This is a genomic window from Salmonella sp. SA15303 (assembly GCF_029962125.1).
Classification (GTDB): Bacteria; Pseudomonadota; Gammaproteobacteria; order Enterobacterales; family Enterobacteriaceae; genus Salmonella; species Salmonella enterica.
On record NZ_CP123924.1, the window covers coordinates 2,246,827 to 2,258,530 of the forward strand.

Annotated in this window: 10 protein-coding genes and 1 pseudogene; 2 read left to right on the forward strand and 9 right to left on the reverse strand. The window is 49.4% G+C overall.

Going from position 1 to position 11,704, the window contains the following annotated elements:
• Window positions 1–199 precede the first annotated feature (199 nt).
• The 8 genes and pseudogenes from yciT to QEN31_RS11050 form a co-directional block, all read right to left on the reverse strand.
• Entirely contained in the window at window positions 200–952 is a 753-nt protein-coding gene (gene yciT / locus QEN31_RS11015) for a DNA-binding transcriptional regulator YciT (RefSeq protein ID WP_001088594.1), read from the reverse strand.
• 86 nt (window positions 953–1,038) lie between these two features.
• On the reverse strand, window positions 1,039–1,218 hold the full coding sequence (locus QEN31_RS11020) for a YciZ family protein (RefSeq protein WP_001279854.1): 180 nt from the start codon (window positions 1,216–1,218) through the stop codon (window positions 1,039–1,041).
• Between the two features lie 121 nt (window positions 1,219–1,339).
• Window positions 1,340–3,322, reverse strand: a complete 1,983-nt coding sequence (gene pdeR / locus QEN31_RS11025) for a cyclic di-GMP phosphodiesterase (protein WP_023193234.1) — start codon at window positions 3,320–3,322, stop codon at window positions 1,340–1,342.
• Window positions 3,323–3,583: 261 nt separating this feature from the next.
• On the reverse strand, window positions 3,584–5,518 hold the full coding sequence (locus QEN31_RS11030; protein ID WP_000485055.1) for an exoribonuclease II: 1,935 nt from the start codon (window positions 5,516–5,518) through the stop codon (window positions 3,584–3,586).
• Between the two features lie 244 nt (window positions 5,519–5,762).
• Window positions 5,763–6,740, reverse strand: a pseudogene (locus tag QEN31_RS11035) (carboxymuconolactone decarboxylase family protein); the annotation flags it as partial.
• A gap of 199 nt (window positions 6,741–6,939) precedes the next feature.
• Window positions 6,940–7,728 carry an enoyl-ACP reductase FabI gene (fabI, locus tag QEN31_RS11040; RefSeq protein ID WP_000506501.1) on the reverse strand — a complete coding sequence of 263 codons (789 nt, stop codon included), beginning with the start codon at window positions 7,726–7,728 and terminating at the stop codon, window positions 6,940–6,942.
• A gap of 117 nt (window positions 7,729–7,845) precedes the next feature.
• A complete protein-coding gene (locus QEN31_RS11045; RefSeq protein WP_010989025.1) occupies window positions 7,846–8,145 on the reverse strand; it encodes a hypothetical protein in 300 nt (99 codons plus the stop codon).
• On the reverse strand, window positions 8,120–8,299 hold the full coding sequence (locus QEN31_RS11050) for a hypothetical protein (RefSeq protein WP_010989024.1): 180 nt from the start codon (window positions 8,297–8,299) through the stop codon (window positions 8,120–8,122). The genes QEN31_RS11045 and QEN31_RS11050 overlap by 26 nt, the downstream gene beginning before the upstream one ends.
• A 34-nt stretch (window positions 8,300–8,333) precedes the next feature.
• Here QEN31_RS11050 and steC point away from each other — a divergent pair, with 34 nt between their 5' ends.
• A complete protein-coding gene (gene steC / locus QEN31_RS11055; RefSeq protein ID WP_327258393.1) occupies window positions 8,334–9,707 on the forward strand; it encodes an SPI-2 type III secretion system effector kinase SteC in 1,374 nt (457 codons plus the stop codon).
• 466 nt (window positions 9,708–10,173) lie between these two features.
• Entirely contained in the window at window positions 10,174–10,881 is a 708-nt protein-coding gene (locus QEN31_RS11060; protein WP_064239767.1) for a hypothetical protein, read from the forward strand.
• Between the two features lie 15 nt (window positions 10,882–10,896).
• Here the strand turns inward: QEN31_RS11060 and sapF are convergent, their stop codons facing one another.
• Window positions 10,897–11,703, reverse strand: coding sequence for a peptide ABC transporter ATP-binding protein SapF (sapF, locus tag QEN31_RS11065; protein WP_000230462.1), 807 nt, complete (start codon window positions 11,701–11,703; stop codon window positions 10,897–10,899).
• Between the last annotated feature and the right edge of the window lies 1 nt (window position 11,704).

The following is an 11,704-nucleotide window of genomic DNA, read 5'->3' on the forward strand; positions in this document are numbered from 1 at the left end:
TAAAACCTGTTAAGAGATTTTCCGTAAAACCTGATTGCGCAGGGGTATATCACGCAGGTGATAGTCACTTCCTGTTATTTCGCTAATATTAATTTTACGACGTTACGCTCGTTACAACAGGTAAATAGTCTTAATTGGGATGTCAGAAAAGTCTTAGAGAGAGGATGATTTGCCATAGGGCAAACCATCGGGAAATATTTTAAACGGATGAGCCAATAACATTGACTAGCAGCCCTGCATGCTCTAACTGCATTTGATCGCTGGCGGAAATTCTGGAATCCGTAATGACACGATGGAAGCGAGAGAGCGGGCCCAGGGGATAGGGATGCACACAGCCAAATTTGGAGCTGTCGGTGAGGACAATCGCTTCTGAGCCTTTTTCCAGAACAGCGTTAACCACATCCGATCGCATCATATCGCGTCCGGTAAAGCCGGTATCAGCCTGCCAGCCATCAATACCGATAAATGCTTTGCTGAAATGCACTTGATGGATAAACTGTCGCGTCAACGGCCCTACCATGCTTTCACTTTTTTTCTGATAGATTCCACCGAGGAGAATGACTTCGCAAGGGGTTTCTTTCAGCAGATGCGCGATATAACTGCTCACGGTGATGATCGTGACATCTTTTTGTTCCGCCAGCGTCCGGGCCAATAGCGCATTGCTGCTGCCATTTTCAATAAAAACGGATTCCCCTGGACTGACCAGCGAGGCGGCGAACTCCGCCAGTCGGCGTTTTAGCGTGTAGTTCGTCATCATGCGAGTCTCTACGTCATCGCTCTCAAGCGAAACGGCGAAACCGTGCGCACGGCGTAAATAGCTCTGTTTTTCCAGGGTATTCAGATCCTGACGAATCGTGACTTCAGATACGCCGGTAATTTTCGCCAGTTCAGCAACGCTCATCTGGCCTTTATCAACCACCATTTGCAAAATTGATTGTTGTCGGGAGTTCATAGTATTAATTTTATTCGTTAAGAGGAGTCAACAGACAGTCAGAGAGCCGGGAAGGGCTAACGGCCATCCCGGACAAATAATCGCTATCAGATTTCCCAGGGCGACCCGGGAGCCTGGGATGGCGAGATACCGTCTTTAACCTGATCTAACAGCTCTGCTCTCAATATTTCAAGGTTATTGATGGCCGAGTGGTAATCGCCAGCAACAAGGATATCCAGCACGGTATCAATGCGTGCGGCAATTCGTTGTGCTTCGATATCAGACATGTTTGTCATCCTTAATGTCAGAAAAGGTTTCAATTCATGATGCAGAAATTAATCTGAAAAGAGAAGGGAAAAATAGGGCTATGCCTGTCTGCATAGGCTGTTCTCCCTATTATCGTCGCCATTAACGCATTTTTTTCGTCTGATAACGTTTGTACCAGCGTTCAAAAGAAACGGCGGGCATAGGTTTGGCGAATAAAAAGCCCTGTCGTTCATTGACGCCGTTTTTTGTCAGGAAGGCATCTTCTTTAGCATTTTCTACACCTTCGGCAATCACTTGTAAATTTAGCGCCTGAGCCACCGCGACAATCGCCCTAACCAGAGATTGCGACAGCGGTTGCTTATGGATATCTCTGACGAAAGCCTGATCCAGTTTAACGGCATCAATAGGGAACCGGGCGAGTTGAGAAAGCGAAGAATACCCTGTGCCAAAATCATCCAGATGAATCTGGGCGCCGAGCTGACTAAATTGCTGGATAACCGATAGCGCCAGCGTGTCGTTTTCGATCAGGCAGCTTTCCGTTAGCTCGACATCGATTGGGCAATACTCAAAATTCAGATCGTACAAAGCCTGTTTAAGCGCAGTAAAAAGCGTCTGGTCGGCCAGTTGTCGCGCCGAAAAGTTAACGGCTACGCGCAAGTTAATCCCCTTATCGCGCCATTTCGCAATCTGGCGAACTACATCCAGAATCACCCAGCGGCCCAGCGGGACGATGAGTCCTGACTCTTCGGCGTATGAGATGAACTCCAGCGGCGGAATTAATCCGCGTTCCGGCGATTGCCAGCGTACCAGCGCTTCCAGGCTACGTACTTCGCCGCGCCAGGTAATTTTGGGCTGATAGTGAATAAGTAACTGGTCGTTTTCCAGCGCTTTTCGCAGGTTTGTATCCAGCCAGTGATAGTCAAATACGCGCTGATTCATTTCCGGCGAAAAAACGCAGAACTGACCGCGGCCGCCTTCTTTGGCGTTATACATTGCGGTGTCGGCAGTGCGAATGAGACTTTCGCTGTCCTGTCCGTGCCGGGGGGCCAACGAAATGCCAATGGCGCATCCCGTGTAAACTTCAATGAGTCCAATGCGAAACGGTTGCCGCAGACGGGTAAGGATTCGTGAGGCTACTGCTTCCAGCGCGGCCTGAGACGTATGGGCAGCGAGGACAATGAATTCATCTCCCCCCAGTCTGGCCAGCAATTGATCTTCCTCCAGACAACTCAACAGCGCCAGCGAAACGGCCTGTAAGAGCTGATCGCCAAACATATGCCCATAGGCGTCATTAATTTTCTTGAAGTTATCCAGATCGAGATAAACGATACCCACTTGCGACTCGCCAGCCGAGGCAATAGCATGATTAATAAATTCATGGATAGCATTGCGATTGGGCAGGCCGGTGACGGTGTCTGTATTCGCCAGTATGCGTAAACGCTCCTGAGCCCGCCTTTCTTCGGTGATATCCGTGCCTGCGCAGATCAGGAAAATTTCGTTTTTTCCGCTACCGTTATGGACAAATTTATTACGAAATAAGAACAGGCGTTGGCCTTTACGGGTCTTTATCCAGCGTTCGATTTCATAGGCATTGCCATTGCGAAAAAAATTCTCAATGTAGTGCCGGGAGGCAACCGCCTCCCGGCGACTCATAAATAATTTAAAGACGCTTTGACCAATTACATCTCGCTCTTTTAAGCCCGTGTACTCTTCGCATAACCGATTAAATCGACAGATTTTTCCCCGACTATCCAGTATCGCAATGACTGAGTTGGCTTCTGATACGATTTGCTCGGCAAAAGAGAGCTCCTGCGCCTGCGTTGGCGCGACGGCAGGCGTATCAGGCCAGGTTGCCAGGCTGCCAGCCCATTCACGGTTATTAATCTTACGGCCTACCAGGTGCACAGCGGTAACCTGTTTTTCTATCAACAACGTTATCAGCAGACTGGACGTAATCGCCGTTATTTCCCGGATACGCCCGGCTTGTTCCGGCGATAGCTCAACCGTTTTTTCTGCATCCGTTTCACCTGTCGGGGAGAGATACAGCACGTTGCGGTCATCAGCCAGACGCCAGTGAGAGTGAAGGGGATTTAGCGCCGTTTGTTCCTGAATCTGTTTCATCATGCGTACCATCCCATTTAAGCGCCAGGTGCCCGAAAATAAAGGTTAGCCATGTTATAAATAAGGGTAATTATGGCTGAACGTATTGTTTTATCTATGTATTCATATGTAATCCAGATTCTGGAAAAAGCATAGTCGCCAGCTAAAAATAACAAGAAATGGGGCGCTTGAATAAGATTAAACTTAGAGCATGACGGAAGGGAGAAGAAGAAAAGAAACGGCCTTTGCCTTCTCAGCAAAGGCCGTTGAGTGAGCTAAGCGTGGTTACGCTGCCGGTCGGGCAATAATGCTGCGGGTTTCCATGCGAACTTCCGCAATAGTGACATCAATGACATCCGTCACTTTATAAACCGTCTCACCTTTAATCTGTACCGTACCGTTTTCCTGGCTGCATACCAGTTCATCGCGAACGGCGTGCAGGAACGGAGCTGGGATAAAGGCGATAGCGCCGTTATCGACCAGTCGCACACGCATACCTCCGCGGCTGACGTCAATAATTTCTGCCGCGAAACGGGTATTTGTCCCCGCCTTATCGTTAAGGAAGCGTGCATATAACCAGTCGCCGACATCGCGCTCCGCCATGCGGTTCAGGCGACGGCGTTCCGCCATTTGCTGGGTGATATCTTCCTGCGGACGCGCAATAGCTTCCCCCTTGATGACCGCTTTCAGCAGGCGATGGTTAATCATATCGCCATACTTACGGATGGGAGAAGTCCAGGTGGCGTAAGCCTCAAGGCCAAGACCGAAATGCGGCCCCGGCTCGGTGCTGATTTCCGCAAAAGACTGGAAGCGACGAATGCGGCTGTCAAGGAAACCGGAGGGCTGCGCATCCAGTTCGCGACGCAGTTTACAGAAGCCTTCCAGCGTCAGCACCTCTTCGGCATCGACATGCAGACCATGCGTTTTCAGCAGCGCGGCCAGCGCGTCGGCATTCGCGGGATCGAAGCCCGTATGTACGTTGTAAATACCGAAACCGAGCTTATCGCGCAGTACGCGCGCGGCGCAAAGGTTAGCGGCGATCATCGACTCTTCTACGATACGGTTAGCGATACGGCGCGGTTCCGCCACAATATCCAGTACTTCGCCTTTTTCGCCAAGCACAAAGCGGTAATCCGGGCGGTCTTTAAAGACTAACGCATGATGATGACGCCACTCACTGCGGCTTAGACAAATACGGTGCAACAGACGAATCTGCTGGGCAATGCCTTCGTTATCCGGCTGCCAGGTGCCGTTATTTTCCAGCCAGTCGGAGACATTGTCGTACGCCAGCTTGGCCTTCGATTCGATGGTGGCCGCAAAAAAGGCGATATCATCGTCAATGGTGCCGTCTGCGGCGATGATCATGCGACAGGCGAGCGCCGGACGCACTTCGTTGGCGCGCAGTGAGCACAGATCGTCAGACAGCTCACGTGGCAGCATAGGAATATTGAAGCCCGGCAGGTAGTTGGTGAAGGCGCGAATTTTCGCTGTGTTATCCAGCTTACTGCCTTCGGCAATCCAGGCGGTAGGATCGGCGATAGCCACCGTAAGCTGGAGTCTGCCGTCCGCTAATTCCTCAGCATAAAGCGCGTCATCCATATCTTCAGTGCTGGCGCTATCGATAGTGACGAAATTCAGCGCGGTAAGATCCTGGCGCTCCAGCCCTTCGTCCAGCATCTCCGTCGCTACGCCGTTCGGCGCTTCTTTTTCCAGGTTATGGCGGGCAAGCGTAACCCACCAGGGAACAAAGTGATCGTCGGCAAAGGTGATGTACTGCGTTAAATCGGCGTAAAACGAACGGTCGCCTTTAAGCGGATGGCGGCGCATTTCGGCAACCGCCCAGTCACCTTCTTTGAACTCATGCTGAACGCCGCGCGCGGCGCGGCAGGGAATCGCGTCTTTCAGCAACGGATGATCCGGCACGATGGACAGGCGGTCATTTTTACCCTGAACTTTTCCCACAAAACGCGTCAGGAACGGTTCGATCAGTTCTTCCGGCTCGGCAGACTCACGTTCTTTTTCCGTGTGGATGACCGCGACGATACGATCGCCATGCATCACTTTTTTCATCTGCGGCGGAGGAATGAAGTAGCTTTTTTGCGCGTCAACTTCAAGGAAGCCAAAGCCTTTTTCCGTGGCTTTTACGACCCCTTCAGCGCGCGGCGTCTGGGAATGCAGTTGCTGTTTAAGCTGCGCTAGCAGCGGGTTGTCCTGAAACATATTCGTCTATTTTCGTAGCCAAAAGAGCGGCTGACAGTTTTACGCGATTCTGCCTGGCGCAGCAAGCGCTCTTTCAGTAATGGATGAGTTAATAGGTTTCGCCCAACGCGATTTTTAAACGATTTAACCATCCGCACACGCCACACCAGCCTAACATATTAATGGCCTGCTCCGATGAAACTCCCCTGGTGAGTAGCGGGAAAAAATGCGCGGCGCTAAAGCGATCGGGCGCTCTGGTGAGCCATTGTATCGCCTGTGTCAGCGCAGGCTCAAGTTCCCAACGAGCGATGTCGTCGTCTTCCTGGCGTAACGTGATGACAGCGCGGCGCCACGCGCCAGGTTGGGTTGCCTGTTCGTTAAAGCAGGCGGCGCTGCCGTTGATACGTGATGTGAGGAGCGTGATAAGTGGAAGTAAAGAAGGGAGCGACGCAGTGTGTAATGTGCTGGTCAGTATGCGTTCGAGTAACGCGAATGAAGACGGATCGCGCATGAGTACCGGCGCCATTATTTGGCATTGTGAAGACGAATATTGCCGCCGAACTTTGGTATGGGCGGGAGAATATTCTACCAGACTGGCGGCGGGCCGCCATGTTGTCTGGGGGTTTTGAAACCGCGCGGCCCTGGCAAAGCGCTGCATCTCCTGGCCGGGCAGCTCGCGCACGGGCAGACGGCAAAACGCCTGAAATATCGCCGCTACTCGCGCCTGAAAACCGATAAACCCAATGATCTGATTGATGAGTACGGTATCCCGGGCGGTTAATCCCACCTCTGCAAGCTGTTCGCGGGCTCGCGTATTGATAACGGAGGGGGAGCCGGCAAGCTGACGAGCGTATTGCGTAATTTGCGCCAGCCGTTGATTGCTCTCTCTTGAGGCGTCAGGGCCAGGTAGCGGCGCCAGACGCGCGGCATAATAGCGACACAAACGCTGAACCCCAAATACCTGAGCGGCGGTAAGGGCGGTGCTCATACGTTCATAGGCGCTAAACGTATGAAGCCGGTCGTTGAGAACCGTGCGAGGAAATAAGACATCCGCCAACTGGCGAGCGGGCTTTAACCATGATTCAAAAGGCGTCAACGCGGTTTCTGATACCGTTAAATCCAGTAAAAAACGATCGTTAACATACGCGGCTTCCGGCATCAGCGAAAGCGGGGGTTGTGACGACATAGTGGATTGTGTTTCATGATACCAGTGGCTTTTACCCGCTTTTCGGCATTGTTCCATAGGGTTTCCCGAGGATGAAATGGCGATCGATAATGATTCGGCGTCGGATCGTTTATGCTGGATTATCCTGGCGTATGCGGGAAAGGGATGAAAGATTGTTAGGTGATAACAAATATCAGAACGCTATATAACGAGATGAGCGGTGAGTGAGGGGAATGGGGCAGCACAGCCGTGCCGCCCGCTAATAAACTTAATGCGCTTACTTCAGTTCCAGTTCATTCATTGCCGCAATGCTGAACCCGCCGTCAACATGGACGACTTCGCCAGAAATGCCTGCCGAGAGATCGGAACACAGAAACGCCGCTGAGTTACCCACATCTTCAATGGTCACGGTGCGACGAATTGGCGTAACGGCTTCACAATGCGCCAGCATTTTACGGAAGTCTTTAATACCGGACGCCGCCAGCGTGCGGATTGGACCCGCAGAGATGGCGTTGACGCGAACGCCTTCCGGCCCCATTGCATTTGCCATATAACGCACGTTGGCTTCCAGAGAGGCTTTCGCCAGACCCATGACATTGTAGTTCGGGATGGCGCGCTCCGCTCCCAGATAAGACAAGGTCAACAGCGCAGAACCCGGATTCAGCATGGTGCGGCAGGCTTTCGCCATGGCAACAAAGCTGTAAGAGCTAATATCGTGAGCGATTTTAAAGCCTTCGCGGGTAACCGCATTAACATAATCGCCGTCCAGCTGATCGCCAGGCGCGAAACCGATCGAGTGTACAAAACCGTCAAATTTCGGCCAAACGTTACCCAGCTCCGCAAACATAGCGTCAATGCTGGCATCTTCAGCGACATCACACGGTAAAACGATGCTGGAACCCAGCTGGGCAGCAAATTCTTCTACGCGGCCTTTCAGTTTGTCGTTCTGGTAGGTGAACGCCAGTTCAGCTCCTTCGCGGTGCATCGCCTGTGCGATACCGTAGGCGATGGACAGTTTACTGGCCACGCCAGTGACCAGAATGCGCTTACCGGAAAGAAAACCCATAGCTTTAATCCTTATAGTCATTGCTTATTTTTTGCTTTTACGAACAATGGTTAACAGCAACTTTTCAACATTATTCGAAATTAGTCTGAAATTATATCCCACTCCTGGCCCCGTGTGTCACGCTATTTTTCCGCCGCTATCTCCGGCAGGTGACGTTCTAAAACCACACGGTAACGAAGTCCCTGAGGATTTTGAGCACTCCCCAGGGCCAAACTGGCAAATCAAAGAGTCTAATGGGACAGGCCCTACGGTGCAGTATACCAGCTGGTGTAAGGTTCGCCTCATCCAACCAGAGACACCGGGACGGATAGCAAGTACGATAGCGATGCGCTTTCCACCAGACAAATAAAGGTTCTGTAGGAAGCCTGAATATTCATCCAAATGGTTTACCTCACCTATTAGCGATGTTATGGACATGTAACTTTAACCAGCAAATGCTTAACAAAAATAATTTCTTTTTTAGGTGCTGAAGGTTTTCTCTATTTATTGATGCAGAGTAATACTGAATATGAAAAATTTTGGAAATCAGGTGATTACAGTAGTTACAAATCAGGTTTTTATATGTTTGCATGTGTATTATAATAAATTTTCAGAGGATGAGACATATGCCGTTTACATTTCAGATCGGAAATCATAATTGCCAGATATCAGAAAGGTATTTAAGAGATATCATCGATAATAAAAGAGAACATGTTTTTTCAACGTGTGAGAAATTTATAGATTTTTTCAGGAATATATTTACCAGGCGAAGTTTAATTTCTGATTATAGAGAAATCTATAATCTACTGTGCCAAAAAAAAGAGCATCCCGATATTAAAGGGCCTTTCTCTCCAGGACCATTTTCGAAGCGAGATGAAGACTGTACACGATGGCGCCCCCTTCTTGGATATATTAAACTTATTGATGCCTCCAGACCTGAAACAATAGATAAATACACTGTAGAGGTATTAGCACATCAAGAAAATATGTTACTACTACAGATGTTTTACGATGGAGTATTAGTGACCGAGACGGAGTGTTCTGAACGTTGCGTCGATTTTTTAAAAGAAACGATGTTTAATTATAATAACGGGGAAATTACGCTTGCCGCTTTGGGTAATGATAATCTACCGCCGAGCGAGGCAGGTAGTAATGGAATCTATGAGGCTTTTGAGCAACGTTTGATAGACTTCCTGACCACGCCCGCCACGGCGTCTGGTTATGAGAGCGACGCTATTGATCAGACGGATGCATCACAACCAGCGGCAATAGAGGCGTTTATTAACTCGCCGGAGTTTCAGAAAAATATTCGCATGCGTGATATTGAAAAAAATAAAATAGGTAGCGGAAGTTATGGGACAGTCTATCGGTTACATGATGACTTTGTTGTTAAGATTCCAGTTAATGAGCGGGGAATAAAAGTGGATGTTAACTCTCCGGAGCATCGTAATTGTCATCCTGATCGTGTCAGTAAGTATTTGAATATGGCCAATGACGACAAGAATTTTTCTCGTTCGGCCATCATGAATATTAATGGTAAAGACGTTACGGTTTTAGTTTCAAAATATATTCAAGGTCAGGAGTTCGATGTTGAAGATGAAGATAACTATCGAATGGCGGAGGCGCTTCTTAAATCCCGGGGGGTTTATATGCATGATATAAATATCTTAGGTAATATTCTGGTTAAAGAGGGGGTTCTTTTCTTTGTGGATGGCGATCAAATCGTGTTATCACAAGAATCACGGCAACAGCGAAGCGTTTCTCTTGCAACAAGGCAACTGGAAGAGCAAATTAAGGCCCATCACATGATAAAATTAAAGCGGGCCGAGACCGAAGGAAATACTGAAGATGTTGAATATTATAAGTCACTTATTACGGATCTTGATGCGTTAATCGGAGAGGAAGAACAGACACCTGCGCCAGGAAGACGTTTTAAACTAGCCGCGCCGGAGGAAGGGACTCTTGTGGCTAAGGTATTAAAGGATGAATTAAAAAAATAGCATTTAGTTCCGTTCTTTTCTGCGAATCGCCGGGGGCACATTCGCTACAGATTTACCGATCAATTATTGAGAGTTGCTATTCGCTTAAAGGTCGTTCGGGGGATCTGGACAGCCTGTAGCGGAGATGCAACTCGCCACTAGGGTTGGCGATGCCGCGCTGCCATAGTGGGTGAAATGCCTCGCAATGGTGTAACAACATTAACTCGCCTTGATTTTTCCCCTCTGCCTGACAAGAAAAACCTGGCTTTACGGATGGTCTCATGCCGTCGTATTAGCGTTGTTCGGCGTAGTATGTAAATTTCCTTATAGCAATAGAAGAACATTCTCAAAACATAAAATTAGCAAGTTATCATGAAGTTAACATATATTGTTTTTTTCGATCATTTTTTATATATTGATCGTTTTTATTGATTGATTTGCGTTAAAAGCGCATTATCAGGGAGTTAAGATCAAGTGGAGTGGTCACATGCGCTATTTTTTTATGGCAGAGCCGATAAGGGCAATGGAGGGGGATTTACTGGGTGTCGAAATCACTACCCATTTTGCATCGTCGCCCGCTCGTCCGCTACATCCTGAGTTTGTTATCTCGTCATGGGACAATTCGCAGAAGCGCCGTTTTCTGCTTGATCTGTTGCGGACAATCGCGGCCAAACATGGCTGGTTTCTACGCCACGGCCTATTCTGTATCGTAAATATTGATCGGGGTATGGCGCAGCTTGTCCTTCAGGATAAAGATATTCGCGCATTACTACACGCCATGCTATTTGTGGAGCTGCAGGTCGCTGAACATTTTTCATGTCAAGATAACGCCTTAATCGATCCTTTAATACACGCGCTTCATAAGCAACCTAATCCATTATGGCTGGGCGACCTGGGCGTAGGGAATGCAACTGCTGCGCCATTAGTTTGCGGGTGTTTTAGCGGCGTAAAACTTGATCGCAGCTTTTTTGTCTCACAAATTGAAAAAATGACGTTTCCGCTGCTTGTCAAACATATCCGGCGTTATTGTGACAAGATCGTGGTGGGGAGCCAGGAAAACACACGCTATTTGCCGGTGTTAAAAACGGCAGGCATTTGGGCAACCCAGGGCACGTTATTTCCTTCCGTTGCGTTAGAAGAGGTTGAAACATTGCTGTTGGGCAGTCGCATGAACACCCTCAGAGAATCGAACTGAGGGTATTTGTTTCGCTTAGCGATCCTTTCGCCATGCGTCAGCGGTCAGCGCCTCGCCAAAATGGCCTGCGATTAAACGGCGGGTAAGCTCATGTAGCGGAGAGGCGAGCACATCGGCGGTGCTGCCGCGTTCAACCACTTCCCCCTGATGCATCACTAATACCTGATCGCTAATATGCTTCATCATGCCGATATGCTGCGTGACATAGATATAGGAGATGCCTTGCTTTTCCTGCAATTCAAGCATCAGATTGATGAGCTGCGAGCGCATGGACATATCAAGCGAAGCCAGCGCTTCGTCCGCGATAATGACTTTAGGGCGTAAAATCAGCGCGCGGGCCAGGCCCAGACGCTGTTTCTGCCCCGGCGCCAGCATATGCGGGTAGTAGCTTACGTGATCGGGCAATAGCCCCACCATACGCATCGTCTCGACAATCTGTTTGCGCCGCTGTTCCGGCTCCAGATCGGTATTAAGGCGCAGGGGGAAGTCAAGGATCTGCGAAATACGTTGACGTGGATTCAGTGACGTTGAGGGGTCCTGAAAAATCATTCGAATACGTTGGCTTCGAAACGAATAGTCGCCGTAATGCAGGGGATGATCGTCAATAAGAAGCTCGCCGCTGGTGGGTTCAATCATGCCGGCCAGCATCTTCGCCAGCGTGGATTTGCCGGAACCGTTTTCGCCGATAATGGCCAGGGTCTGACGCTCACGAAGCGTAAAGCTTAATGGTTTCACGGCGTCGACGGTCTGGCGACGAAACCATCCTGTCCGGTAGCGAAAGGTTTTACTCAGGTTGCGCACTTCAAGCAGAGTTTCCACCATA

What these genes read in the sequence shown, in the direction of transcription:
- sapF (WP_000230462.1), bottom strand. Translation starts at nt 11,703, where the DNA reads ATGGTGGAAACTCTGCTTGAAGTGCGCAACCTGAGTAAAACCTTTCGC.
- QEN31_RS11045 (WP_010989025.1), bottom strand. Translation starts at nt 8,145, where the DNA reads ATGTCCATAACATCGCTAATAGGTGAGGTAAACCATTTGGATGAATAT.
- steC (WP_327258393.1), top strand. Translation starts at nt 8,334, where the DNA reads ATGCCGTTTACATTTCAGATCGGAAATCATAATTGCCAGATATCAGAA.
- QEN31_RS11020 (WP_001279854.1), bottom strand. Translation starts at nt 1,218, where the DNA reads ATGTCTGATATCGAAGCACAACGAATTGCCGCACGCATTGATACCGTG.
- yciT (WP_001088594.1), bottom strand. Translation starts at nt 952, where the DNA reads ATGAACTCCCGACAACAATCAATTTTGCAAATGGTGGTTGATAAAGGC.
- fabI (WP_000506501.1), bottom strand. Translation starts at nt 7,728, where the DNA reads ATGGGTTTTCTTTCCGGTAAGCGCATTCTGGTCACTGGCGTGGCCAGT.
- QEN31_RS11060 (WP_064239767.1), top strand. Translation starts at nt 10,174, where the DNA reads ATGCGCTATTTTTTTATGGCAGAGCCGATAAGGGCAATGGAGGGGGAT.
- pdeR (WP_023193234.1), bottom strand. Translation starts at nt 3,322, where the DNA reads ATGATGAAACAGATTCAGGAACAAACGGCGCTAAATCCCCTTCACTCT.
- QEN31_RS11030 (WP_000485055.1), bottom strand. Translation starts at nt 5,518, where the DNA reads ATGTTTCAGGACAACCCGCTGCTAGCGCAGCTTAAACAGCAACTGCAT.
- QEN31_RS11050 (WP_010989024.1), bottom strand. Translation starts at nt 8,299, where the DNA reads ATGCAAACATATAAAAACCTGATTTGTAACTACTGTAATCACCTGATT.